The following is a 26878-nucleotide window of genomic DNA, read 5'->3' on the forward strand; positions in this document are numbered from 1 at the left end:
TCCGGTACGGCTACCTTGTTACGACTTAGTCCCAATCGCGGACCTCACCTTAGACGGCTCCCCCCCAAACGGGTTGGGCCACCGGCTTCGGGTGCTGCCCACTTTCATGACTTGACGGGCGGTGTGTACAAGGCCCGGGAACGCATTCACCGCGGCGTTGCTGATCCGCGATTACTAGCGACTCCGCCTTCACGGAGCCGGGTTGCAGGCTCCGATCCGAACTGAGACCGGTTTTCAGGGATCCGCTCCATGTCACCATGTCGCATCCCGTTGTACCGGCCATTGTAGCATGCGTGAAGCCCTGGACGTAAGGGGCATGATGATCTGACGTCATCCCCACCTTCCTCCGGGTTAACCCCGGCGGTCCCCCGTGAGTTCCCACCATAACGTGCTGGCAACACGAGGCGAGGGTTGCGCTCGTTGCGGGACTTGACCCAACATCTCACGACACGAGCTGACGACGACCATGCACCACCTGTGAACCGGCCCCGAAGGGAAACCGCGTCTCCGCGGCCGTCCGGCACATGTCAAGCCCAGGTAAGGTTCTTCGCGTTGCATCGAATTAATCCGCATGCTCCGCCGCTTGTGCGGGCCCCCGTCAATTTCTTTGAGTTTTAGCCTTGCGGCCGTACTCCCCAGGCGGGATGCTTAACGCGTTAGCTCCGACACGGAACCCGTGGAACGGGCCCCACATCCAGCATCCACCGTTTACGGCGTGGACTACCAGGGTATCTAATCCTGTTCGCTCCCCACGCTTTCGCTCCTCAGCGTCAGTGACGGCCCAGAGACCTGCCTTCGCCATCGGTGTTCTTCCCGATATCTACACATTCCACCGTTACACCGGGAATTCCAGTCTCCCCTACCGCACTCCAGTCCGCCCGTACCCGGCGCCGATCCACCGTTAAGCGATGGACTTTCACACCAGACGCGACGAACCGCCTACGAGCTCTTTACGCCCAATAAATCCGGATAACGCTTGCACCCTACGTATTACCGCGGCTGCTGGCACGTAGTTAGCCGGTGCTTATTCGAAAGGTACACTCACTCTCGCTTGCTCCCAATCAAAAGCGGTTTACAACCCGAAGGCCGTCATCCCGCACGCGGCGTCGCTGCATCAGGCTTTCGCCCATTGTGCAATATTCCCCACTGCTGCCTCCCGTAGGAGTCTGGGCCGTATCTCAGTCCCAATGTGGCCGGTCGCCCTCTCAGGCCGGCTACCCGTCGAAGCCTTGGCAGGCCATCACCCCGCCAACAAGCTGATAGGACGCGACCCCATCCCATGCCGGTAAACCCTTTCCCACACCATCATGCGATGATGCGGAGCATCCGGCATTACCACCCGTTTCCAGGAGCTATTCCGAAGCATGGGGCAGGTTGGTCACGCATTACTCACCCGTTCGCCACTCTCACCAGACAGCAAGCTGCCTGGATCCCGTTCGACTTGCATGTGTTAAGCACGCCGCCAGCGTTCATCCTGAGCCAGAATCAAACCCTCCACAAAAAACCATGAAGAAGGCCGAAACAGCCCACATCAATAATTGACGGGCCAGCTTCCATAAGGAGGAAACCAACCCACGAAAAACCCCGACACCAATTACACGCTCCCACGAAACCCCACAACAGGGGAAGGCACCGGACTGGCAATCAAAAAGCTATAAGTAGCACAAACACGCTCTTGAGTTCTCAAACCACCACCACACCAACAGCTCCAAGCCCTCCGAAGAGTTCTCATCACTGCCGGGCAGCAAGAAGTAAACTTACACGAACTTGGGTTGTCCCGCAAATTGGCATACTGAAATCACGGTGGAACCCAATGATTTCGCGGTTTCTACGGCGTGTCGGTTTTTGCCGACCAAGCCCCGCTCAATTGGCCTTCACCTATCCAGGAGCCCCGCGCACTCTTCAACGAGGCTCAAACCAATATCTTCAATTACTCATATTAGTAGATTTGGTTCTCCTCAAGAGGTATTTCTATCATGCGGATGAGCGCGTGCAGCCAGGCTGCGGTTCCTGCTTACTCACGCGCTACAAGCAGAGTGCTTTAACCGTTGCTGCGAACCGTTCTGGCTCGTCCCATTGTGGGCAGTGCCCTGACCGGTTAAAACGGATGAACCGATGCGGGCTCTTCAGTCCATCTGCAAACTGCTTAACCAGACTGCCAGGCAGATGACGGTCATATTTGCCGCTGATGAAATAAACAGGAGCCGCAAAAGAGGTTTGCCCGCTGAAATCGACCTGCTCCAACTCAGCATCCAAGCGTGCCCGTGATTGAGCCACCCCCTTAGCATGGTTGAGCAGTCGCGACCAGTTGTAGTAAGGCGAGCGCAGGTAAGTCATGATCCGTTCCAGAGATCCAAACAGCATGGCAACCCCGCCACGAGACAGCAGCTCATCGAGCATCAGCACCACGTCAGCAGCCCCACTCTCTCTGCTGACGATCGAACCGAGCCGGGAGCCCCAACTCTGTTGCCCCCAACGCCGTCTTAACCGAAGAGCGGCCCGCATGCTGACAACCTGTCCAAGACCGATATAACAGCGAACAAGCGAGGGATACCGCTTCACCATCTCCAGTCCCAGGACGCTACCCCATGAATGACCGATGAGGATCAGGGAATCCTGCCCGTAGACGTGAAGAAGCTCAAGCACGAATTGGTGAACGTCCTCAACCATCGAATCGATGGTCACTATCTCGTCAGGTGCAAAAGGATGGTAGGACAGCCCACTACCTCGCTGATCCAGGTTGATGAAGCGGAAATCGCGCTCCAAGGCTGCGTTGTAGCGCATGGTCAGCGGAATGCAGGCATCGCCCGGACCGCCATGGAGGTAAAGAATGATGGGAGCACAGCGAGGGGCTGGATTCATCGAGAAAACAAAGCGTGCGCCATTGATCTGCGTACCATATAATCGGGAGCTACTGGGAAATACCGCGATGCGACCAGTCATGGAGTCATTTTATCGGCATCTTTTCCGGCCTGTGTTGAATCACGTTCAACAAGCTCAAAACCTGTGGTATAAGTACGCACAGGGCCCGCATATCCGTTGATCCGCTCTATCAGCATGCTGACCGCCACCCGGGCATAGTCGTCAATCAAAGGATCAATCGTCGTCAAAGCAGGGTTGGAATAGCTTCCCTCTGGAGTGTTGTCAAACCCCACCACCTGAATATCATCTGGAATCGAACGACCTCTTTTTTGAACTTGATGCATCACTCCATAAGCAACCGCGTCGTTCAAGCAAATGATTCCATCGACATCGGGATGGTCATCCAGAAGGAAATCGGCTGCCTTAATCCCCTCGTCGGTCATCAGGCGTGGCAGGCTGACAATAAGATTGGAATCAACCTCCAGTCCGCGCTCCTCAAAAGCTTGGATATATCCCCTGACTCGGAGTTCCTGAGTCCCTTCCACCGCAGAAAAGACCGATCTGCGACTGTACTTGGCTGGCGCCCCGACCAGAGCCAAGCGTCTGCAACCCGCGTCAAGAAGCCGCCCCGTTGCGAATCGCTCTGCCTCAGTATTCGGCATGGTGACAAAGTCTGCCTTGCCATATGGGCGATAGTCCCCGGTCATCACCAGTGGGTAGGTCTGCGAGAGCAAAATGCCCTTGTCGCGCAAGGGCCGCTCAACGAAGAATATCCACCCATCTGCGGCTAGATGGTAAGTCTCATCGATAATGGTTCGAATACCCGACCCGCCAGAGCTATAGGTACTGACTACCACACCATACTTACGTTCACGGGCGGTTTCTATCACCTTGTCAGCCAGATAGGCCCCAAAGGGCTGGGTGAAATCGAATATTCCCAGCCCTAGGATGCCTGTTGCTCCTGTCTTGAGCGATCTGGCTGACATGTTGATCTGATAGCCCAATTTGGTCATGGCTGTTTTGACACGTTCCCGGGTCTCGGGACGCATACTGCCTGAATGATTCAACACATTGGAAACGGTCTTTATGGAGACGTTCGCCTCTTTGGCCACATCCTTGATGGTCACTCGTCTCCGCATTGCCGCTCCTTATGGATGCAACGATTACTCCCTATTCGAGAATATACGTGCCCCCCGCCGAAACGACGAGGGGCACAAGCGGAACATGCGAGGAAGACCTATTCTTTAACGGCACCAGCCGTCAGCCCGCTTACCCAATACTTCTGCAGGAAAAGGAAGGCCAAGACAAGAGGAATGACAGAGATAAAGGCTCCAGAGGTAATCAGGTTCCATACCTGCTCCGACCCTGAGCCCGCATTCGACTTGGCCTGCCACTGGGTCAATCCCACTGTAATCGGGAAAAGCTTGGTATCGGCAAGCACAACTTGCGGAAGAAAATAGTTGTTCCAGCAGTTGACTACGGAAAGCAGGAAAACCGTGGTTATGGCCGGGGTCATGATGGGCAGAGCCACCTGAATGAAGGTTCGGATTTCCCCGGCTCCATCAACCCTGGCCGCCTCCAGCATTTCGTCTGGCAGCGATCCCGTGCAGTACACGCGCATCAGGTATGTGCCGAACGGTGACAGCAGCGAAGGCAACAGAACCGCCCAGAGAGTATCGTTCATTCCTATCTGCGACATCAGAATGAAAGTGGGGATGACCAAGGCAGTGGTCGGAATCATCAGGGCGCCCAGCACGATATCGAAATAGGCATTTCTGCCGGCAAACCTGAACTTTGCGAACCCGTAACCGGCCATGACCGAAATAATGGTGGCCCCCAGTCCTCCGACAAAGGCATATAGGAAGGAATTCAGCAGCCATCGCCAATATATGCCCCCTTCGTAGGTGCTGAGCTCCTTGATATTGTCGAAAAGCGCGAAATGCTTGTCGAACCAAAGGGATCCACCCGTACCCATAAACAGTCCGGAATTGGATTTTGTCGCGGCCACAACCAGCCACCACACAGGCATCAGGAAATAGATGATGCATACGATCAACAGAAGATTCGAACCCACGCGATGTGGCTGGGCGATTCTACGAGCCGCATCCTTTTCCTTTAGCATGCTAATCCCCTAACCCAGACTGCTTGCGGGTAACCCGCATGAATATCACACTGAAAATAACGACCAGAAGCCCCAAAGCGAATGAGATCGTTGCCGAGTAGTTAATCTGGTTGTAGTTGAAGGCCAACGCCTGAGCATACATATTAGGCGTGTATTCCGGGGGTATGGCCGAGTTGGCATTATTGCGCAACACCATTGGCTCCGTATAGAACTGCAAGGTCCCAATCAACGAAAAGATCGTGACCATGACCAACGAGCTGCTGATCATAGGCGTTTTGATCCGAACAGCTATCTGCAGCTCCGAAGCGCCATCCAACCTGGCGGATTCGTATAGATCATGCGGTATGGCCCTCAGGGCAGAGTAGAGAATTACCATGTAATACCCTGTCCACTGCCATGTGACCATATTGACCAATGCTCCGAATATGCCGTTTGTACTTAAAAAATCCGGTGGTTGACGGCCGAATAAGGCAAAGATCGAAGTAAACGGACCCAGGTTCTTCGAGTAAATGAATCCCCACATCAGCGCCCCGATGACCACCGGGATGGCGTAGGGAAGGAAGAACAGAAGCCGGGAAGCAGATGCTAAGCGAGTCATCATGGAATCGATGACCAAGGCTAGAATCAGCGCCAAGCCAAGTTGAATCGGCACCATGACCAACGTATAGATCACGACCCTGCCCATGCCTTTAAGGAATATAGGGTCCGAGAAAGCCCGTCGATAGTTTTCCAAGCCGGTGAAAACACTTCCACGCACTTGCGTGTAGGTGAAAAGGGACACGTAAAAGGCATAAACTAGTGGGACGACCAGAAATACAATAAAAACGATGCCGAAAGGCAACGTGAAGAACCAACCCCACACATTATCCTTGCTCAGCCGGCGACGCCTTTTGGCAGACACATATTTTGCTGACATGATTTATCCTCCCGGGGGGAGCGATCAGCTCCCCCCATGAGATCCGACCAGACTTACTGAGATACCTTGAATCCTTGCTGCTTGGCATAGTCGCTTAGCGTTTGCTGCAAGGAATCCAGGCTCGTTGAAACATTCTTCCCATCTCGGAGAATGGCGGAAAGTGTCTTGGTCTGCTCGTCATTGGCATATGTTTGGAACGGAAGGAATTGATAGCCCTTGTACCCCTGAGCCACCGGAGCAATAATCTTGTTGATCTTTTGGTTGCCGAAGAACGGCTCCTGCCTATCCAAGAAGGCTGCCGAGCTGAGTTTCTTGGTCCATGTAGGATACAGGCCGCTGTCATTGACCGCGATATCCTGTGCGGCATCATCCCCAAAGAGCTCCATGGCCACCTTCGCTGCAGCCTCGGTATGCTTGGCCTGATCAGTCACAGCCATTCCCGAACCGCCGCAATTGACATCAGGATCTGACTGGTCCCAAACAGGGGCTTTGGCAATCTGCCATTGTGATCCCTCCTGCACTCCGCTGACACCATTGAGGTATCCGACCAACCAAGAGGCATGGATGATTGTCGCATAGGAACCGTCGACGTTCTTCTTATTCCATTCTGCGGTGTCTGTATCGTCCGTCGCAACAATGTCATCTTTGGCTAGTTTCTGCCAGAAGGAGACGACTTTCTTTACCTTGTCGGAATTAATCTTGATACCGACATTTTCAGGATCATTGGCTGAATACTTAAAGACTTTAGCGCCGTTCTGATCGTAGTAGGCGTAGTTGAACAGCGTGCCATTAGGCTGCCAGTTGCCTATATGTCCTGTGTAACCCTTCTGCTTGAGCTCACGTCCTGCTTGTTCATACTCATCCCAAGTCGTTGGCGGCTTGACCTGATACTTGTCGAAGATATCCTTGCGGTAATACATGACCACAGGACCCACATCCACCGGCACTCCGTAGACTCCTTTAGAACCTCCCAGTTGGACATCCTTCCAAGCGCCTGCTGTGTAATTGCTCCGGATCTTATCTACGCCGAACTTCGACAGATCCACCAAATGCTTTTCCACACCTGACGCGAATTGCGGCATAACCGCATACTCGAGCTGAATCACATCGGGAGCACCAGACTTGGCCTTAATGGTGGTGTTGAATCGAGAGTATGCCTTGGCAGACTGATCGGCGCTGGTCCAGCAGACCTGAAGATCATCATGTGTTTCGTTGAAGTGATCAACCAGCTTGCCGAATGCAGGGTACCAAGCCCACACAGTCACCTTTTCGGCATTGGGCTTTTTAACTGTATTGCGGCATTTGGCAGTATCGTTGGCTTTGGCATCGTTATGCACCTGGGATGCCTCGTTATTGGACGAGCCAGAGGGCGACCCGGGAGAACCGCAAGCTCCTGCTGCCAGCGCCATCACAGCTACCAGTACCGACGCACCCATGAGTCGTGCTGTTTTCATCTTTTCTCCTTTTTGAACTGTGCCGCCCACTTCCTTGTTGGGCGACAAACCTGATTCATGCGAACAACAGCATCGTCCAGGACACAGGAGGAAGCGTGACGCATCCCTGCCTGCCATTGTTTTCGATGACTGCGGTCCTGTTCCGGTAAGGGACCACCCTTTCTTGTTTCTGAGCCGTATTCGCGGCTTGTGAATCATCATCATGGAGGGTAAAGGCTTCGACCTGTGAATATGAGGCACTCTCGCCGAGATCAACGGTAAATTGATTGTCGCCTTTCACCGAACGATTGACGACGAACACCGCCAGCGTGCCGTCAGAGCGCTGAACAGCTACAGCATTGACATCGGCCACCGTGCCGTACTGGTTGGTATGGTGCTCAGAGCCTTCCAGCGGTGCAGACAATACCGTGCCACCTTTGGCATACCTTGCAGCATAAGCAAATGGATAGAAAATCGTCTGCCTCCAGGCGTCCCCGCCTGGTTCCGTCATGATGGGAGCTATGACATTTACCAATTGTGCCAAAGAAGCGGACCTAACAACGTCTACATTTTGCAGAAGGGTGATCAGCAGGTCGCCGAAGACGACGGCATCCATGACAGTATATGTGTCCTCAAGAAGGCGGGGAGCGATCGGCCAGTTGTCGATACCCTCTGGATTCTTCGATTTCTCCCCATCCTGATACCACACGTTCCATTCATCAAAGGAGATATAGACCTGATGATCACTATGCCGTTCGGCTTTCACAGAGTTGATCACTGCGGATACATCCCTGATGAAGGAGTTCATATCAACCCCGGAAGCCAGAAAACTCTCCATATCGCCATTGTGAGGCTGGTAATAGGCATGGCAAGAGATGAAATCCACATAATCATAGGTATGTTCCAGCACTGTTCGTTCCCATTTGCCAAACGAGTCCATGGCATGGCTGGAAGAACCGCAGACGACCAAATCCAGATCCGGGTCAAGCTGCTTCATTCCTGCTGCAGTCTTGGCCGCCATCCTGGCATAATCAATCGCATCGCAATGGCCTAGCTGCCAGGGACCGTCCATCTCATTGCCCAAACACCACATACGGATGTTGAAAGGCCGGTCTGCTCCATTCTGGCGTCGCAAATCCGACAGAGCTGTTCCAGAGGGAATGTTGCAGTACTCCAGAAGATCCAAGGCTTCTTGGATCCCCTGTGTCCCCAGGTTCACAGCCTCCATCAGCTCATTGCCGCCGAGTTCGGCAAGCCAGTCCTCCATCTCATGCAGGCCAAACTGGTTGGTTTCAGTGGAATGCCATGCCAGATCAAGCCGACGTGGCCGACTGGCAGGGTTACCGATTCCGTCTTGCCAACGGTAGCCTGACACGTAGTTGCCGCCAGGATATCTAATGGTCGAAACGCCCAGTTCCTTGACCAGATCGATGACATCCTGCCTGAATCCGTGACCATCGGCTCTCGGATGGTCAGGTTCGTAGATCCCCGTATATACACACCGACCAAGATGCTCAACGAATGAGCCGAATAGCCTATCATCGACCGTCGCTAACTGATACCTCCCATCCACATGCATATACGACCGTCTCTGACGGGTTTGCGCCATAGATTCCATTCCTCTGTTACCTCCATACCGAACGAAGCGAAACAACGTTGTCTTAAAGCCGGGAACCGATGCCAGTGCATCAGCGCCCTGATATTTAATACAACCTTGTACTTCTTAACTGACAATGTACTCTATATACGATTGCCTGACAAATCAAGTATTCTGAACTACTCTTTTCCTAACATACAGTGTTCAACATTTGAGTAGCCGCTCAAATGGATACTAACGTTGTATCTATTTTTTGCCTGCCACAGACGCAGTCATCTCGGCGGTAAGATCGCCCCTTCCTTGCGCCCATAATCACTGCCATATTCTTAAATATGAGAACGTTATCTATATGAAACAGAGCCTCTATAGAAATCGCATGTTTTATAGGTTTTATGAGTCGATAGAAGCATATATTTGACGATAGAACGTTTTCACAATATGCTGTTTTTAGTCGCGTCGATGATATGCCAGCGACGGACATTCACCAGGCAGAACCCGCGATTAAAGGGAAGGGGGCCTTGCACATATCAACGCACCCAGCCGATTATGACCTCGCCGTTGAGGATCAGACGGCCAATGCGTGAACAATGTAGTTCTCAGCATCACTCACTCGGATCCTGAACTATCCGAATCGAGCGATTGCTTTGCATTCCGATGGAAGAAACACATCATGGGAAAATATCAGACACTTCTAGCATTAACGGCGAGCGCGGGTCTGCTGATCGGAGCATGCGTTCTGCCGGCAGCCTACGCCGATGAAGCCAAACCAGCGCAAGTCCTCCAAGTCGATATGGGCAAGACAACCGGGAATTTCCTCGGCGGAGCTTCTGGAACCCTGTACGGTTTAGGCGACGAAGGATCGCCGACAGATGCCATTCTCGACGGCGCCCGTGTGGAAAATTCCTCACAGAAACCGCCAACGGGCTCCCAACACCCCAGCGGGGACGCCCTGGCCTTGGAGCGCCAGTTCTTTGCCAATGGAGGACAAGAACTGGCCGTATACATGCAGGATTATTACCCAGATTGGTCCTATAACCATGGTTCACGCCCGGGAGATGACCGATCATATGTAACCAATGTGCCTGTCAGCGATCCCAGATATGGCACCTACAGCGATCAGTCCAATGGACGTTGGGATTATAGCGAAGTCGTCGAAATCGTCGTCAATAAGATATTGTCCCAATCAGAGCATCCCGACCAATACACCTTCATCCCCTTCAACGAGCCAGACGGAGGCAACTGGTACTACACGGGCGATGATGCCCAGAACCCGCTGTTCAAAACAACTTTCCTGAACGACTGGGACGCGGACTACCAACTGATACAAACCATCTGGCAACAATACAAAACCGGCGAAAAACCAAGCAAGGTGCGCCCCACAGCAGCGCACGCCCGCATAGCCGGCCCTGGGGACTCATCCTTCAGGCAGAATAGATCAGCAGCTTTTCTGCGCCACACCAAGGAAGCGGGAACCCTACCGGATATCTTCGTCTGGCATGAGCTGGGCAAAGAAAGCCTGCAGAACTATCGCACCCACTACGCGAATTACCGTGCTTTGGAACACGACATCGGCGTGCCCGCCAGAAAGATCAACATCACCGAGTACGGAGAGCTACGCGACATGTCCGTACCTGGTCAACTTGTGCAATGGATGAGCATGTTCGAGGACACCAAAGTCCAGGCCGAGACCGCTTACTGGAACTATGCAGGCAACCTATCAGACAATATGGCCAATGCCAATGCTGCCAATGCAGGCTGGTGGCAGTTCAAATGGTATGGAGACCTGAGAGGAGATCAAACTGTTCAGGTGGATTCCGATCACCGCGACAAAATCGACTCGCTCCAAGGCATCGGGGCATTGGATACCGCCAACCATAAGGGAACAGTCTTATACGGAGGCGCCAACGACGAGAACGCCGATCAGGTGAAGAATACCGGAGCCAACATTCCAGTGACCGTGCAACTGACGGGATTAGACAAGGCAGGGTTTAGCTCCACAGTGGATGTCGAAGTGCGCGAGAATGCTTTTACGGGGCCAGACGGCATCGCTGCAACCCCCCGCGTGGTCAATACGCTCTCAAATGCTCAGGTACGCAATGGCACACTCGATGTCACCACGACCAGTGTGGACCGGTATGCCTCATATCAACTCGTCGTCACGCCACACCAGGACCGGTCACTTCGCACAGACGACCAATTGGGCCGAAATCTCCAAGTCACAGAAGCTGAACGGACCAAATTATCCGGCGGCGCCCGTGCTTATGACAAAACACCTTCGGGCAATGGGTGGAGCTACTTCATGACGTCCGGCAACGGTGATGTCGGCAACTTCAAGGATGGGGCCACAGCTGACTGGGAAGTCCAAACCCCTGCTGACGGCAAATACAGGCTGCAGGTAATCAGCGGAAACACAGGATTCCCAGGGACTAATAAGGTCAGCGTGGACTCCAAAGCCGTTGGCGAATTGGACTATCACTCCGAACTCGCCATGAAAGATGCCGCGAAATGGCTCTACAGGGGAAGCACTCAGCTGGAGATGAACCTTACTCAAGGACGACACATCATCAGTATCCATGGATCGACGGCCTTGGATAACACTCTTGACAAGTTCCTCCTTTACAGGATTCCCGAGGATCGCGATGGAACCAGTGATGCCGTAGACTACCCGGCTACGCAATTTCGCCTTGCTGGCGGAGCCTCGCTCGATTTCTCCAATGAAGGCAGTCGCGGGTTCGCCGAACTTCGATCAGGCCATGCTCATGCCTTCATCCACGGCTGGTCCCAGGGATACCACACGATCAAACTCGTCTATCGGACCGCCAAAGGAACACCGATTGCCCTGAACATGAATGGAAAAAACCTCCCGGGAATCACTGCCGCCTACTCAGGTCTGCAATCGACCAATCTTGAGGTGGCACTGAGTGAAGGCATCAACAGTCTGGACCTTTCGGGAACAGGCGTGAGTCTACGCGATGTTCAGGTCGCCGCATCCAAGGATCTGCGTCACTCTGCCATCTCCCTTCAGGCAGAGGATCAACAATTGAACGGCGGGGCGAGCGCGATCACTGAGAATTCGTCCAATGCCGAAAACCACCAATACGTGATCGGCCTGGGAAATCAGTTCACCACTGCTGAAAGCGGCCCAGCCGGATACGGCGATCGCACCCGTGTAGTGGTTGAAAATAGCAACAACAGACCAAAGGTGAATACGCACAATCCCGGCATCATGACCATTCCGGCAGGCACGGTTCCTCGTGGGGACTATATGGTGGCCGTCAGATTCTCCAACGATGCCTTCATCGGCAGACACGACTATAACCCGCAAATCGTGGACCTCGGACTGCAAATCCGCCAGGGGGATGGCCACGGCCCCGAACTTGCCAGAGGTTCGTTTAGGTATACCTATTCCGACAGAAGCTTCTTGAACCGTTCGCTGCAGGTATCCACGAATGGAGGGGCCCTATCACTGGGGAACTGGGATCCGGCTGGAACGGGCAGAGGCGCTGTCTCCTGGGGAGTGGCACCGAATATCGACTCCCTGATTTTCTACCCTGAAATCATCGGGACGCCGACATCCGAAGACCTAGAGTCCCACCCATCAGAACCAGGTTCAGTCACCATCCATGCCCCCGGTCTGGCTCAGGGCCGAATGACACTGCGTAAGGGCCAGAAATTGCAGTTGACCGCCACAGATTCGCAGAGATCATCTGATGCCGCCATCACCTGGTCCACATCGGATCCACGCATAGCAACGGTAGACCCCCAAGGCATGCTGTCTGCCCTTGAGGTTGGCAACTGCACGATCACAGCAAGTTCCGGAAGTGCCAGCTCGTCCTTCCGTCTTCAGGTGATTCCGGCGACATCCGCAGATGCGTCGACCGCGAACAATTCAAAAGCTAAGCCTAGGTCGAGCGCGAAAACAGCAGGACAAAAAGGTCAGGAATTCCGACTTTCATCCACAGGGTCTGCAGTTACGCTCATCCTCCTTACAACCATCGTGCTTGTAGGAACTTCCGTTCTGACTTTCATGATGGTCCAGCATTCTCACGGCAAACAGTCATGACATACTGTGCATGCTGTGAGGCTTGGTCGAATTAACGGCTTTCCTGTGGCCATTGCCCAGTGCGATAGCCACAGGAAGACCGGCATCGCCGGCAGACACACTTACAACCCGACAGAAACGACACGCTTAATTGACTCGATAACGTTTTCAAATTACTCTGTGTTTTAGGGATTGACCTTCGCGGTCATAGGGATATGAACATTCTCCAAGACCACAGAGAGGCGATCAGCAAATAAGCAGGGAAGGTTGTTTGCGGTTATCGGTCACCACGATCTCCACCGACACCCGACTTGGCTGTAATCATATGGCAGAGGACATCATGACACATGACTTTCAATGGGGCAATAATCGTCTATCCTTGTTTTTCCATTGGGATGACGACGCTCCAGTCAGCATAGGTCGGATTACGTCGGATGACGTGGACATGAGGATCGACGACAATCTGCCCCTTGTGGAGATCATGGCCGCTGGCTTCGGTCATTGGATTGCCTGCGAAAGGCTGGTCAGCACTTCAATCGGGGCTGGCATGCGATACGTTTCTCATCATTCTGACAAATCTGAAAACGGTATCAATTCGTTGCACGTACAAATGGAGAATCGTACCGCCGGTCTTCAAGCTGACGTGACCTATCAACTTCCTACGAATCAGACCATGTTTCGGACCTTTGTAACAGTGACCAACATCGGAAACCGCCCGATCAGCCTCGAATCAGTCACCAGCTGGGTCAGCCTGTTCGGATCCACGCCCGGAGAGCAGCAAGATGCAAGCAGCTGGAAACTTCTTCACGGCGCTTTCGCCTGGTTGGGCGAAAATCGCTGGCGCTCTGAAAATACCGAGGATCTCTTCCCTCAGCTCTCTCAGGAGCTGACCGGCAACAATCCACGCAACGAGTACAAAGCAATCTCCACAGGCACCTGGTCAACTGGTCGCCAGGCTCCGCTCGCGGTCCTATGCAACAAGAGCCATACAGCCACTTGGATTTTCCAAGTCGAGCACAACGGAGCTTGGCGATGGGAGGTTGGCGACTATACCGTCGATGGATACATGGCTTTATCCGGACCCACAAATGAAGATCACTCTTGGTCAAAATGCCTTGCGCCGGGACAAACCTTTACATCCGTACCAGCCTCGGTCACTCTGGCCTCCTCCTTTCAACCGGCCTACGATTCCTTGATCGCTTATCGGCGGACTTTCGGCACGCACGTGGCCAAGGACCAACATCCACTAGTGGTTTTCAACGACTACATGAATACCATCAACGGTGACCCGACCACAGAGAAGCTGCTTCCACTGATCGACAGCGCAGCTGAAGTGGGCGCCCAAGTCTTCTGCATCGACTGCGGCTGGTATGACGATTCCGGCGATTGGTGGCCTTCAGTGGGCGAATGGAAACCCTCCACGACGCGCTTCCCGGGGGGATTCGCCGAGGTGATTGATGCCATCGTCTCGCGTGGCATGGTTCCCGGCCTGTGGATGGAACCCGAGGTCGTGGGCGTGCGCAGCCCTATCGCCGCCGCACTGCCAAACGCGGCCTTCTTCCAACGCAATGGTCGACGTGTGGTCGAACAGGACCGTTATCTACTCGACTTTCGAACTGATGAGGCTCGCAAGTACATGGACTCGGTAATTGATAGGCTTATCGGCGAATTCGGCATCGGCTACTTTAAGTTCGACTACAACGTCTCTCCCGGAGCAGGCACCGACAATAAAGCCGATAGCCTGGGAGATGGACTTCTAGGTCACAACCGGGCCTACTGTGACTGGTTGGATGCTTTGCATGAGCGTTACCCAGACCTGATTCTTGAGAATTGCTCCTCGGGCGGCATGCGCGAAGATTTCATGCAGACCAGTCACTTCCGTGTCCAATCAACTTCGGATCAGCAGGATTATCGTCTCTATCCACCGATTGCAGTATCCTCACCGATGATGACCGTGCCGGAGCAGACGGCCAACTGGGCCTATCCCCAAGCTTCCATGAGCCTGGAGGAGATCGCCTTCAACCTGAACACCAGCATGCTGGGCAGATTGTTCATTTCGGGCTTTCTCAATGCCATGGATGAGGACCGGCGCAACCTGATCGCCCAGGCCGTACGGACCTACAAGCTTCATATACAGCCCATCGTTTCCAGAGCCGTTCCTTTTTGGCCCATGGGACTGCCCGGATGGACAGACAAGGCATTGGCCCTCGGTCTTCGCTATGACCAGAGCGCACTGGTGACGGTGTGGGCTCGAGACCCCGCCGGCAAAGAAAGCAATGTGGTTCTATCCTTGCCTGATTTCGCCGACTCAGCCGTTGACGTTCATACCATCTTCCCCACAGGCGAACGCTTCGCACCATGGAAAATCCTTTGGGACCAGAACAATGCCAAGCTGCGTTTGCAAGCGCCAGAGCGTCGATTCACGTCCCGAACCATATTGATCACGAGAAAGGAGGCCCAAGGTCAAAGTCGTCTTTAAGGAATTACCGGCAGGCATCAACACCTACAAACCGGGGGTTTCCGAGTAGCCATTCATGATGGGCAGAAGGTTCTACGAAGGATCGTGGAACATAGGAAAGGAATTTCAATGAAGATATTCAACACAACACGAGTCGGAGCGGCCATCGCCCTGACGGGTGCAATGGTTTTCTCTCTGGTCGGGTGCTCGAATCCCTCGACTGGCAGCAGTGACAGTGCCGATACAAGCTCTAAGGATTACTGGCCATCGGCAACGCAGAAACTCGACGGGGTTCAGCTGAAAATGTGGGTGGCTCAGAACTCCAACAAGATTCCGCTGAAGGTGGTCTCGAACTTCGAGAAGGCTACGGGTGCCAAAATCGATGTCCAGACCATTCCTGATCCGTACGAGCAGAATGTCCAGACGAAGATCACGACTGGAGATACACCCGACCTGGCCTTCTGGCAGCCCACCAAGTCCATGCTGGCTGGTTTTATCGCCCAAGATAAGCTGCAAAAGCTCGATAATGCACCTTGGGTGAAGAACTACACCCAAGGCATCGCCGATGCAGGTGGCGTGGTGGACGGCACCCGTTATGCGGCTCTTTTCTCCACCCCACCGGTTGAGGGCGTCTTCTACAACAAGGAAGTCTTCAAGAAGGCCGGCATCACCGAGACACCTAAAAACTGGAACGATCTAGTCGAGACTGCCAAGAAGATCAAAGCGGCCAATGTCCCCGGCGTGAACTCCCCCCTGTTCGAAATGGCAGGCTCACAATGGGGTACCCAGTATGCGGTATCCGTCCAACTGGCCGAGGCGGCTCAGAACGGCCTCTGGGACCGCATCAATACCGGAAAAGAGAAGTTCACCGACAAGACTGTTCAGACCGCAGTCGACAACTACAAGCAGCTCTTCGATGAGGGTCTCTATAACAAGGACGCGGGATCAGCCAAGGACACCGACCAGGCTGCAGCGCTCTGGGACGGCAAGACCGGAATGATCATCCAGGTCAATTCGCTGTTCAACGCCGTGGCTGCTCTGGCCAAGAATGATAAACAGGCCTTGGACGAAAGAATCGGATTCTTCCCCATTTCCAAGGATGGGAATGTCGGAACCATCATCCCCGAACAGAACAACGCGCTGGTGGCCTTCAAGAGCAAGGACAGCAAGAAGGAGGCCGCCGCTCGTCAGTTCATTAATTACTGGATGAGCACCGGATACGCAGACTTCGTCAAAGACCAGAAGATCATCTCCGTACTGAAAGGGGTTAAGTCTCCTAATTCGGTTCCTCAAGCCTTGATTGATTCCGCAGCTGCGATCAAGACCGGCGTAGGCTCCATGCAGTCTCTGGCCATAGCCAATCCTGACCTTTACATCAATTTGGCCGATATGGTCAACGGCACGAAGTCGCCCCAGGATGTGACCAAGGCGACCCAGGACCAGTTCGCTCAATTGGCTAAAGCACAGGGGGCCAAGAACTTCTAAAGGCTCCTGTCTTTGTCCTGCTTCCGGCAGCTGCTAGCACCAAGGCAACAGCCGGAAGCGGTCATCATGCACGACATCGGATGGGCATCAGGGCCGGCGCTCCTGATCCTGATGCCCATCTCATGGAAGGAAAAGCAGATAAGTATGGTAAACCATGCAACCGAGGGGGTCACACCTCACGGAGGGCGAAGAAGGAACAGATCGATCACCCCCGTCAATCCCATCAAAACGCTTATGAAGCAGAACTACCCGCTGCAATTCGTCATTCCGGCATTTGTGGTTCTGCTGATCTTCTTCTTCATTCCGACGATCATGAATTTCATCTACGCCTTCACCAACTGGTCGGCCTTTGGCAAGACGATTGATTTCAATGGGGTACGCAATTTCGTCGATCTGTTCCGCTCGGGCACCTTGATGCGAGACCTGCGCATCACCCTGGTCTACGCCATTCTCGTAGCCATATTCCAGAACACCTTCGGGTTGATCCTGGCGGTCTTTCTCGAAGAAGACACCCGCCTCAACAGGTTTGCTCGTGTCATGTTCTTCGTTCCAGTCATCATGTCGGCCCTGGCGGTCGGCTACATATGGCAGGCAGTGCTCAAATCTGACGGCGCCCTCAATCAGATACTATCCTTCTTCCTGGGACGGACAATCGACCTGGCTTGGCTGGGTAACACCACATGGACCATCGTTCTTGTCGCAGCAATCCACGGATGGAAATGGATGGGCTTGTCCATGCTGATCTTCCTGGCCGGACTCAAGACCATCGATTCGGACGTTCTGGAAGCTGCAAGCATCGATGGCGCCAGCAAAAGCCAGATATTCTGGAAGATCAAGTTCCCGCTGCTGGCTCCGGCATTTACTTTCAATGTCGCCACATCACTCCTGGGCTCCATGAATGGCTTTGACATTGTCCAAGCGACTACAGCAGGAGGACCTGGCGGATCTACGGAAATACTGAACATCTTTATTTGGAGAACCTTCGGTCAGGGACTCTACTCGCAGTCGACAACCATGAGCCTGGTTCTGTTTGTCATGGTGATGATCATCGCCATCCCCCTGATCATCTACCTGCGGAGAAGAGAGGCAAAGATCCTATGACATCGGCAACCTACACGCCGGATACGGCCACCCAGGCCCAAAGCAACACAACCATGAACAAGCGATCCAAAGCCGGCACCATCGTCCATGCAGTACTGGTGGTTCTGGTCATGCTGATACTTCTGGGTGTCCCTTTCTGGCTTCTCATTGTTACAGCCGGCAAAAGCCAGGCCGAGGCGATCCGCCCCACAATGAGCCTGCCCAGCCATTGGCAGCTTTTACAGAACTTCTCGACTGTCATCACCGATGGCAAAATGATCAAGGCTTTCTTCGGATCGGTGATCGTAACGGTGCCCTCGGTCTTCCTGGCTCTCTTGCTGGGCTCCATGGCATCCTGGGTACTTGCCCGTCGAGCCACCAAGCCAATGACGGTGGTGTATGCCCTTTCCATCTCTGGCCTTGTCCTGCCGCCGGCAGTGGTGACCGTTATGATGCTGCTGAAGATCATCGGCCTGTCAGGAACGGCTCTCGGAATGATCGGGGTCTACGTCGGAATCTACCTGTCTACGGTCATCTTCTTCGTCACTGGATTCATCCGGACGATACCGATCTCTCTTGAAGAGGCCGCACGCATGGACGGGGCCAGTCCTATGCGGATATTCTTCACGATCATCCTCCCCCTCCTGGGACCGACGCTTGCCACAGCAACCATTCTGGTCACCCTCTATATCTGGAACGACGTCTTCTACTCGCTCTTCATACTTTCCGGCAAGATGGATCTGCTACCGCTGAACCTTTACAACGTTGCCTCTGCAGGTCTGTACTTGAACAACTGGCATCTGATCTTCGCCTACATCATTCTGATGAGCCTGCCGCTGCTGATCATCTTCGCACTGGCACAGCGCAAGATCATTTCAGGCATCACCGGTGGAGCAGTGAAGTAGACCGAATGAGGAGGCCGGAAGCCGACGGCAGGGTATCAGCATGACACCGCCCGCGTCCGGCCTCCTCATGTACTATGAAGTGGCCGGAAGTCGACGGCAGTGGCAGTCGGCCAAAAGAACGGACGAACAGATGCCGGTTCGTCAGTCTGATTCTGCGGGTATGCATGAATTCCATTCGATGGTCAGGCATAAGGCGGCATATGGGTATGGGAGTTGCTATGGCTAGGACGGTCGATCACAATAAACCGGCATCCATCAAAGATGTCGCTGTCCTGGCCCAGGTTTCGGTTCCTACTGTGTCCCGGTATCTCAACAGCCCAGAACGGGTCAGCAAGGAAAAACGCGACAGAATTGCCAAAGCTGTGAAGCTCCTACGCTACCGCCCCAATCCTATTGCCAGAGCCTTGGTTAAGGAACGGACCAAAACCATCGCTGTTCTATCGACGAATACCACCCTGTTCGGCCAATCGCAGACCATCTTCGGCATCGAGGAGAGAGCACAAAAAGCTGGATACACATTGAATATCGGAGTTCTGAGCCCAGAGGCGGGCGAGCAGTCGCGCCAGCGCATCCAATCGATTCTGGACCAGAATCCGGCAGGCATCGTGCTCCTTGATTACGATCAGGTTAGCGACGATGCCTTCGCCTACGTTAACAAGGATCTGCCCATCATCCTCATTGCCGGCAACCGGAAATCGGATGTCACTCAAATTTCCATGCAGGAGCGCGACGGAGGGTATGCGGTAACCTCCTATCTGTTGGGGTTGGGACATAAAACCGTGTATCACGTCAGTATTCCCGGTGGTGCTGGCGGGTACAGCCGCCTAGCCGGTTGGAGATCCGCCTGTGAGGATGCCGGAGTGCCGGCGCCAGCACCCATAAAGGCTGATTGGGATCCTGAGTCCGGCAAGCGCATAGGGTCAGCCTTGGGACGAAAGCCTGAGGTCACCGCCATTTTCGCAGGCAATGACGAGATCGGCATGGGCATCATCCGAGGCCTCAACGATGTGGGCCGACGAGTGCCCGAAGATGTATCAGTGGCAGGCTTTGACGATCACCCCATTGCCAAGATCTGGAACCCCTCTCTGACGACGATCCACCAGGATTTCTTCAAGGCAGGGGAAAAGGCCTTTGATCTACTGAAAACGGAAATCGACGACATTGATCAAGGACGCGGCCGGACTGCTGACTGGAACAAGCTGGTGGAGCTGCCAGGCCACCTGATCGAACGCGAATCGACCGGAATCTTGAAAGCAGAGTGATTTCTGGGATCAGAAAACCCGTTCTCATGACATAGGCCTTTATGAGCGCCGGATTTGCGATTCCTTCCTCTAGGTGCCGGTCACATATGGCATTGCATATACGTCAACATAGATCGCAAATCAGATCAGGTTATGCGACAAATTCGACAATTCACGCATGCACTGCCATAAAAAAGCTCATGAATGATTGACTGGAATCGTGGCATAAAGGCGTGTCGATGCAGCTGAAGGTCGCTCGCCCACCCAGGAGGCGGATCACAGCTCAAATGCTCCGTCTACTTCGTGACCGGTCCATAGTCGTGACCGGGTGAAGCTTCGGCAGAGAACGGAAGAAAGTAGCGAACATGCTCAACATTAATCTGAGCGATGTGGTCGCCGTACTCAAGTCGCTGATTCCGCAGTTGACGGTCATCGGCGTCTTTCTGATACTGGCACTGCTGATCACAGTCGCAGTGAACAAGCACACCGTCAAAAACGTAGCCAACCGGAAGATGATCCACTCCCAGTCCTGGCTGGTGGCCTTTGTAGCTGTCGTTGTGGCTCTGGCGACCATGCTTCTAGGACCCCTGTCCAACCTGATCACCAAGTCCACCAGCAAACATGAGCTACAGCCTGCGACGGTGACTGCAGCCAGGAATTTGGCCAAGAATATCCAACGCGAGTCAATCACCCTGCTGCAGAACACCGATCATGCGTTACCTCTGGAAGAGCAGAAGGTCAACGTCTTCGGCTGGGCCTCGACCAACCCCGTCTACGGCGGCACAGGATCCGGCTCCATGTCGGCCGATAATCCCACCACCAGCCTGCTCGACGGTCTTCACCAGTCAGGTTTGAAGACCAACACTGAGCTGTCCGACTTCTATAAGCACTACCGTGCCGACCGACCGACCGTAGGCATGTTCGCCCAGGATTGGACACTGCCGGAACCAGACGCTACAAAATATTCCAAGAAGCTCATGGACAATGCTGCGCACTTCTCCGATACCGCCATCGTCGTCATCGGCAGAGTCGGCGGAGAAGGTGCCGATCTTCCGATGAACATGAAAGCCAAGGGCATCACTTACCATGACAACGATAAATCTGCTCCCGATTTCAAAAACGGCCAGAGCTTCTTGGAGTTGTCCAAGCCCGAGAAGGACATGATCGCCAAAGTTACCGGTACTTTCGACAAAGTCGTTCTGGTCTACAATGGCGCGAATGCGTTCAATCTGAACTTTGTGGGTCAATATCCCCAGATCAAGTCCGTCCTCTGGTGCCCGCCCCCGGGGCAAGCTGGATTTACGGCTTTGGGCGAAGTAATCAAGGGCACAACCAACCCTTCGGGAAGGACTTCAGACACTTTCGTGCGCGACCTGAGCGCAACACCGACTTATCATAATTTTGGTTCATTCACATATACCAACATGGATGACCATCAGGCTACCTACACTGGATTCACTGGCAAGCCACAGACCGTTACTCCCACTTTCGTCAACTACAACGAGGGCATCTATGTCGGGTACAGGTTCTGGGAAACAGCCGCCAAAGAAGGCCTGATCAACTACGACCAGATGGTCCAGTACCCCTTCGGATATGGCCTGTCATACACGAGCTTCACCCAGCGTATGAGCCCCATCAAACACGACAACGGGAAAATCTCTTTCGATGTGACAGTAACCAACAAAGGTGCAACGAGCGGCCGTGACGCAGTCGAAGTCTACTTCGATCCGCCATACACCGATGGCGGCATCGAGAAGGCCAGCGCAAACCTGATCTCCTTCAAAAAGACCAAGGTCCTAAAGCCTGGAGAGAGTCAGACCATTCCTATCTCCTTCAAGGATGAGGATATGGCCTCTTACGATGCCAACCAGGAGAAGGCCTACGTACTCGATCAGGGGAACTACGAAATCTCGATCCGCTCTGATTCCCATCGACCCATTATGTCGGACGCTATTGCAATCAACAAATCCGTCATCTACAACCAGAGCAATCCACGTTCAGTCGATAAGGTCGCGGCAACCAATCATTTCGGCGATTTGAAAGGCAACGTGACCTACTTGTCGCGTGCTGGTCATTTTGCCAACTATGCAGAAGCCACAGCAGCGCCAATGAGCACTGACATGCCCGAGCAAGCAAAGGCCAGGTTCCTGAATAATGACAATTATCATCCCAAGAAGCTGGATAAGGCCGATGACGCAATGCCCACAACGGAAGCCCGCAACGGCATCAGGCTTTATCAGCTGCGCAACAAATCCTATGACGACCCCATGTGGGAAAAGCTCCTGGACCAGCTCAGCGTCAAGGACATGGATAGCCTGATCGCTATGAGCGGGTATGGGACACAACCGGTCAAAGGCATCGGCAAGATCGAGCTAACTGATGCCGATGGACCTGCTGCGCTGAACAACAACTTCACTAAGGTCGGCTCTCTGGGCTTCCCGTCTTCAACTTCCATGGCCTGCACCTGGAATCCGGATCTGGCCTCTGAATATGGCAAGATGATTGGCACCATGGCCCATGACATGGATGTTTCCGGCTGGTATGCACCAGCTTTCAACATCCACCGCAGCGCCTTTGCCGGCAGAAACTTCGAATATTTCTCAGAGGATCCGCAAATCAACGCCGTCATGGGCTCCAACGAAGTCGCCGGAGCCAAGTCCAAGGGTGTCTATGCGTTCATGAAGCACTTCGCTCTAAACGAGCAGGAGACCAACCGCCTCAACATGCTAGCTACCTGGATCAACGAACAGACCATCCGCGAGATCTACCTGAAGCCCTTCCAAATGGCTGTGGTCAATGGCGGCGCTCAGGCTGCGATGAGTTCACTCAACTACATCGGCACAACCTATGCCGGAGCCTATGCGCCACTGATGAAGGATGTGCTGCGTGGCGAATGGGGCTTCCGCGGCATGGTGCTGACCGACTACTTCGGCGTCTACGGATATCAGAACGCCGATCAGCTGATCCGCAACGGCAACGACGCTATGCTGGCTACCACGGATGTAACCAACCACGTCAAGGACAAGAGCGCCACCTCGGTCAAGGCCATGCGCCAGGCTAGCCACAACATCCTCTATACGGTCGTGCACAGCTACAAGTACGCCAATGGCGACCCCAAGGTGCAGACCCCTGCCTGGCAGATCGCCCTCTACGTGGCACTGGTTGTGCTGGCCCTGATCTTCCTGGCCCTGGAGTACCTGGCCTTCAGAAGGTTCAAGGCACGTCGCAGCGCTGTGGATGTGAGCACCTTGAGCGATCTGGCGGACGACGCCCGGCAGACCCGCGCCCAGGATCCGGCCAGCATGGAGACCACACCGTCCGAGGACAGCTCCGACCAAGGGCCGACGGCCTGATCCTCCATCTCTGTTGATCTGCTCCTCGGCGGACGGACCTATGCACCGTCGGCCTAGGAGCGGATCGACACCCCCGTTGACGCCCAGGCAGCATTCATGCCAGGAAAACAACAGGTTATGCAACCCGCTCGAGCAGGCCTCGGCAGTCGGGGAATAATGAAATTCAGTACCAGTCCGAGGCCGATTGTGGAAGCAACGAGGGTTCCCGCCACAGGATCAGCCCCGTCACAGAGAGGGAACACTATGGAAGTCAAGGATCTGACAGTTCTGGAACGGGCATCGCTGCTCTCCGGAAAATCCACCTGGGCAACCCGTGCCTTGAAGAGGGCGGGCATCCCGAGCATGGTCCTGAGCGACGGCCCGCACGGCCTGCGCCGCCAGACCGGATCAGGGGACAATCTGGGCATGGGCAAGTCCAAGCCCGCCACCTGCTTCCCTACAGCCGGCACTGTGGCCTGCTCATGGGACCCGGAGCTGGCCAAGACCATGGGCCAGGCGCTAGGCAACGAGGCCAGAAGCCTGGGCGTCAACATGGTCCTGGGTCCGGGTATGAACATCAAGCGCAACCCCCTGTGCGGCAGAAACTTTGAATACTATTCCGAGGACCCCCAGGTGGCCGGTCATATGGCTGCAGGCCTGATCGAAGGCATCCAGTCCCAGGGCGTGGCCGCCACCCCCAAGCACTTCGCCATGAACAGCCAGGAGCTGCGCCGCCAGGCATCCGACTCCGTGGTGGACGAGCGCACCATGCGCGAGCTCTATCTGACCGGATTCGAGATCGCCGTGCGCCAGGCCCATCCCTGGGCCATCATGACCTCATACAACATGGTCAACGGCACCTATGCCAACGAGAATCCCCACCTGCTCAAGGACATCCTGCGCAAGGAGTGGGGCTTCGACGGCATGGTGGTCTCGGATTGGGGCGGCTCCAACAGTGCAGTCGCCGCAGCCGCCAATGGCTCCTCCCTGGAGATGCCTCAGGCCGGATATGACTCCGTACGCCAGGTTGCCAAGGCCGTGCAGGAGGGTCGCCTGGACGAAGCCGACCTGAACGCCCGAGCCGAAGAGGTGGCGCGGCTGGCCAAGCTGACCTACCACTCTGACATGGATCCTGATGGGAACCTGACCGCGGATCAGATACGGGACCACCATCAGGTGGCACGGAGCATCGCCGAGGGATCCGCTGTCCTTCTGATCAATCGGGAGGGACGCCTGCCACTGGCCGCCGGCACTAGGATCGCTCTGGTCGGGGATATGGCCAAAACCGCCAGGTTCCAAGGATCCGGATCCTCAAAGGTCAACGCAGCCAAGCAGGAGAGCATGCTGGACCTGCTCAGGCAGGGCAACGGCGACGGACTGGAGCTGGCCTCCTACAGCCAGGGCTACGAACGGCATGGCGAGAAGAACCGGTCTTTGATCGACCAAGCCGTGGCTGCGGCTGGCCAGGCTGACGTGATTATCGCATGCGTGGGCCTGGATGAACGCAGCGAATCCGAGGGCCTGGACCGCTCCCACATGGACATTCCCAGCAACCAGGTCGACCTGATCAAGGCCCTTGGTGCGACGGACAAGCCCCTGGTGGTCGTCCTGGTGGCAGGCTCCCCCGTCACCACCGACTGGATCGACCAGTGCGATGCCGTCCTCTACATAGGGCTGTCGGGGCAGGCTGGAGCCTCAGCCACCCTGAACATCCTGACCGGCCGAGTCAACCCCTCCGGCCACTTGGCGGAAACCTGGCCCAAGTCCTATGCCGACTGCCCCAGCGCCGACTGGTACCCCGACCCTGCCCACGAGTCGATCTACCGGGAGGGTCCCTTCGTCGGCTACCGCTACTACCTGACCGCCGACGTAGAGGAGCGCTTCCCCTTCGGCTACGGCCTGTCTTATGCGCACTTCGCTTACGCCGATCTGACCGTGGACGACAAGGGAGTCACCTTCACCCTGACCAATGATTCGGACAGGCAAGGTGCCACCGTTACCCAGCTCTACGTCCAGGCGCCCAAGGGTGGTGTGCTCAGACCGATCCGCGAGCTGAAAGGCTTCAAGAAGGTCAGTCTGGAGGCCGGCCAGTCAACCCAGGTCCGCATCGACTTTGATCAGACGACCTTCCGGCACTTCGATTCGGTCAGCAACTCCTGGCAGGTCGAGTCCGGGGACTGGACCATCATGATCGGGTCCGACGCGCGCACGATGGAGCTGAGCGGACACCTGAGCGTCCAGGGCACCGTCGACCCGCAGAGTCCCGACCCTGCCTTGGGCGCCTACCTGACCGGCCGGGTCAAGGAGGTCGACGATGCCGCTGTGACGGCCCTCTTCGGCCACCCGGTGGTCCGACAGGGCGCTGTCAGCACCTTCGGTGTCAACGATCCGCTCTCATCCTGGAAGGACTCAAGAAGCGCCTTGGCCAGGTTCGTGGCCAACTTCCTCGCCAAGAGCGAGAGCCGCCACGAGGCCAAGACCGGCAACCCCGACCTGAACACCCTCTTCCTGCTCAACATGCCCCCCAGGGCCATGGCCAAGATGACCAACGGGCTGATCGACACGGCCATGGTCGAGGCCATCGTCCGCATTCCCAACGGCCACCTATGGAGGGGGCTGGGCGGATTCATCGCTGGATTCTTCAGGAACATGGCTGCCAACCGCAGGACCGGAAAGGAGCTCAATCATGAGTGATCAGCACAGCCAGCAGGCCGGACAGCCGGCCCAAGGGAAGACGACAACGGCCTCGCAGTGGGCGATCGTCCGCTGGTGGCGGCGGTTCAGCGACCGGCACACCACCCTGGCCCAGTTCATCGTCTTCTTCATCCTGTCCAACGGGGTCACCGTCCTGCAGCTGGTGCTCATGCCCGTGCTCAAGGCCATCTTCAACGGCACCTCCCTGGTGGGCACCAACTTCCAGATCTGGCGCATGGGGACCGTCGGCGGCAAGCCCTACTACCTGTTCGACTACGCAGCCGGGTCCATCGGCCACGGCGGAGGGGGCGGCCTGGCCTACTTCCTTGCGGTGGAGATCACCCTGCTGATCGCCCAGATCATCAACTTCTTCCTCCAGCGCAACATCACCTTCAAGTCCAACTCCTCGGTCTGGAAAGCGGCCTTCTGGTACCTGGTGGCCTACGTGATCATCACCATCATCGCGGCGGCGCTGCAGGGCTGGTACAAGGACCCCATCTACGGCTTCTTCCAGCACACCCTGAACTGGGGCAGCCTGGGGACCACCATTGCTGATCTGGTCACTATGATCATCAACTCGGCCATCTCCTTCTGGGTCTTCTTCCCTATCTTCAAGGTCATTTTCCGTCAGGAGCCCACCGAATCAGAGGCGAGCGCCCAGTAAAATTCCGGCCCCACTCCCCCGGCTGTCAATGAACCGGCATGCATCGG

16 protein-coding genes and 1 rRNA gene are annotated in these 26878 nt (G+C 55.1%); 9 read left to right on the forward strand and 8 right to left on the reverse strand.

Annotated elements, in window-relative coordinates:
• The 7 genes from CI601_RS06865 to CI601_RS06895 all read right to left on the reverse strand — a co-directional run.
• Window positions 1-1501: ribosomal RNA gene (locus tag CI601_RS06865) — 16S ribosomal RNA — on the reverse strand; the annotation flags it as partial.
• A gap of 524 nt (window positions 1502-2025) precedes the next feature.
• Window positions 2026-2943, reverse strand: a complete 918-nt coding sequence (locus CI601_RS06870) for an alpha/beta fold hydrolase (RefSeq protein ID WP_121914837.1) — start codon at window positions 2941-2943, stop codon at window positions 2026-2028.
• Window positions 2940-4001, reverse strand: a complete 1062-nt coding sequence (locus CI601_RS06875) for a LacI family DNA-binding transcriptional regulator (RefSeq protein ID WP_121914838.1) — start codon at window positions 3999-4001, stop codon at window positions 2940-2942. Before CI601_RS06875 ends, CI601_RS06870 begins: the two co-directional genes overlap by 4 nt.
• Window positions 4002-4099: 98 nt before the next feature.
• A complete protein-coding gene (locus tag CI601_RS06880) occupies window positions 4100-4984 on the reverse strand; it encodes a carbohydrate ABC transporter permease (protein WP_024627137.1) in 885 nt (294 codons plus the stop codon).
• A gap of 1 nt (window position 4985) precedes the next feature.
• Window positions 4986-5900: a carbohydrate ABC transporter permease gene (locus CI601_RS06885; protein WP_121914839.1), complete on the reverse strand. Its 915-nt coding sequence runs from the start codon at window positions 5898-5900 to the stop codon at window positions 4986-4988.
• A 53-nt stretch (window positions 5901-5953) separates the two neighbouring features.
• Entirely contained in the window at window positions 5954-7354 is a 1401-nt protein-coding gene (locus CI601_RS06890; RefSeq protein WP_121914840.1) for an ABC transporter substrate-binding protein, read from the reverse strand.
• Window positions 7355-7409: 55 nt separating this feature from the next.
• Window positions 7410-8942 (reverse strand): alpha-N-arabinofuranosidase, encoded by a 1533-nt coding sequence (locus tag CI601_RS06895; protein WP_121914841.1) that lies wholly within the window; start codon window positions 8940-8942, stop codon window positions 7410-7412.
• A 658-nt stretch (window positions 8943-9600) separates the two neighbouring features.
• Here CI601_RS06895 and CI601_RS06900 point away from each other — a divergent pair.
• Window positions 9601-12993, forward strand: a complete 3393-nt coding sequence (locus CI601_RS06900; protein ID WP_121914842.1) for an Ig-like domain-containing protein — start codon at window positions 9601-9603, stop codon at window positions 12991-12993.
• Between the two features lie 352 nt (window positions 12994-13345).
• Here the strand turns inward: CI601_RS06900 and CI601_RS08565 are convergent, their stop codons facing one another.
• Window positions 13346-13474, reverse strand: a complete 129-nt coding sequence (locus tag CI601_RS08565; protein ID WP_259465348.1) for a hypothetical protein — start codon at window positions 13472-13474, stop codon at window positions 13346-13348.
• A 192-nt stretch (window positions 13475-13666) separates the two neighbouring features.
• On the opposite strand from CI601_RS08565, the gene CI601_RS06905 reads away from it, so the two are divergent.
• The 8 genes from CI601_RS06905 (at window position 13667) to CI601_RS06940 (ending at window position 26831) form a co-directional block, all read left to right on the forward strand.
• Window positions 13667-15451: a glycoside hydrolase family 36 protein gene (locus CI601_RS06905; protein WP_259465349.1), complete on the forward strand. Its 1785-nt coding sequence runs from the start codon at window positions 13667-13669 to the stop codon at window positions 15449-15451.
• 108 nt (window positions 15452-15559) lie between these two features.
• On the forward strand, window positions 15560-16915 hold the full coding sequence (locus CI601_RS06910) for an ABC transporter substrate-binding protein (RefSeq protein ID WP_121914843.1): 1356 nt from the start codon (window positions 15560-15562) through the stop codon (window positions 16913-16915).
• A gap of 234 nt (window positions 16916-17149) precedes the next feature.
• Complete coding sequence (locus CI601_RS06915; protein ID WP_121914844.1) at window positions 17150-18016, forward strand: carbohydrate ABC transporter permease; 867 nt, start codon at window positions 17150-17152, stop codon at window positions 18014-18016.
• Window positions 18013-18900 (forward strand): carbohydrate ABC transporter permease, encoded by an 888-nt coding sequence (locus tag CI601_RS06920; RefSeq protein ID WP_051354109.1) that lies wholly within the window; start codon window positions 18013-18015, stop codon window positions 18898-18900. The genes CI601_RS06915 and CI601_RS06920 overlap by 4 nt, the downstream gene beginning before the upstream one ends.
• 218 nt (window positions 18901-19118) lie before the next feature.
• Window positions 19119-20162, forward strand: coding sequence for a LacI family DNA-binding transcriptional regulator (locus tag CI601_RS06925; RefSeq protein ID WP_121914845.1), 1044 nt, complete (start codon window positions 19119-19121; stop codon window positions 20160-20162).
• 344 nt (window positions 20163-20506) lie between these two features.
• Window positions 20507-23494 (forward strand): glycoside hydrolase family 3 protein, encoded by a 2988-nt coding sequence (locus tag CI601_RS06930; protein WP_121914846.1) that lies wholly within the window; start codon window positions 20507-20509, stop codon window positions 23492-23494.
• 243 nt (window positions 23495-23737) lie between these two features.
• On the forward strand, window positions 23738-26167 hold the full coding sequence (locus tag CI601_RS06935) for a glycoside hydrolase family 3 C-terminal domain-containing protein (protein WP_121914847.1): 2430 nt from the start codon (window positions 23738-23740) through the stop codon (window positions 26165-26167).
• Window positions 26160-26831, forward strand: coding sequence for a hypothetical protein (locus tag CI601_RS06940; RefSeq protein WP_198189407.1), 672 nt, complete (start codon window positions 26160-26162; stop codon window positions 26829-26831). Before CI601_RS06935 ends, CI601_RS06940 begins: the two co-directional genes overlap by 8 nt.
• The last annotated feature ends 47 nt before the right edge of the window (window positions 26832-26878 follow it).

This window comes from Bifidobacterium sp. wkB344, assembly GCF_003688305.1.
Taxonomy (GTDB): Bacteria; Actinomycetota; Actinomycetes; order Actinomycetales; family Bifidobacteriaceae; genus Bombiscardovia; species Bombiscardovia mizhiensis.

Bases quoted from the DNA above. Each gene is read 5' to 3' on its own strand.
- CI601_RS06870 (WP_121914837.1), bottom strand. From the start codon at position 2,943: ATGACTGGTCGCATCGCGGTATTTCCCAGTAGCTCCCGATTATATGGT.
- CI601_RS06875 (WP_121914838.1), bottom strand. From the start codon at position 4,001: ATGCGGAGACGAGTGACCATCAAGGATGTGGCCAAAGAGGCGAACGTC.
- CI601_RS06890 (WP_121914840.1), bottom strand. From the start codon at position 7,354: ATGAAAACAGCACGACTCATGGGTGCGTCGGTACTGGTAGCTGTGATG.
- CI601_RS06930 (WP_121914846.1), top strand. From the start codon at position 20,507: ATGCTCAACATTAATCTGAGCGATGTGGTCGCCGTACTCAAGTCGCTG.
- CI601_RS06920 (WP_051354109.1), top strand. From the start codon at position 18,013: ATGACATCGGCAACCTACACGCCGGATACGGCCACCCAGGCCCAAAGC.
- CI601_RS06915 (WP_121914844.1), top strand. From the start codon at position 17,150: ATGAAGCAGAACTACCCGCTGCAATTCGTCATTCCGGCATTTGTGGTT.
- CI601_RS08565 (WP_259465348.1), bottom strand. From the start codon at position 13,474: ATGACCGAAGCCAGCGGCCATGATCTCCACAAGGGGCAGATTGTCGTC.
- CI601_RS06880 (WP_024627137.1), bottom strand. From the start codon at position 4,984: ATGCTAAAGGAAAAGGATGCGGCTCGTAGAATCGCCCAGCCACATCGC.
- CI601_RS06925 (WP_121914845.1), top strand. From the start codon at position 19,119: ATGGCTAGGACGGTCGATCACAATAAACCGGCATCCATCAAAGATGTC.
- CI601_RS06910 (WP_121914843.1), top strand. From the start codon at position 15,560: ATGAAGATATTCAACACAACACGAGTCGGAGCGGCCATCGCCCTGACG.
- CI601_RS06935 (WP_121914847.1), top strand. From the start codon at position 23,738: ATGGAAGTCAAGGATCTGACAGTTCTGGAACGGGCATCGCTGCTCTCC.
- CI601_RS06895 (WP_121914841.1), bottom strand. From the start codon at position 8,942: ATGGCGCAAACCCGTCAGAGACGGTCGTATATGCATGTGGATGGGAGG.
- CI601_RS06885 (WP_121914839.1), bottom strand. From the start codon at position 5,900: ATGTCAGCAAAATATGTGTCTGCCAAAAGGCGTCGCCGGCTGAGCAAG.
- CI601_RS06940 (WP_198189407.1), top strand. From the start codon at position 26,160: ATGAGTGATCAGCACAGCCAGCAGGCCGGACAGCCGGCCCAAGGGAAG.
- CI601_RS06900 (WP_121914842.1), top strand. From the start codon at position 9,601: ATGGGAAAATATCAGACACTTCTAGCATTAACGGCGAGCGCGGGTCTG.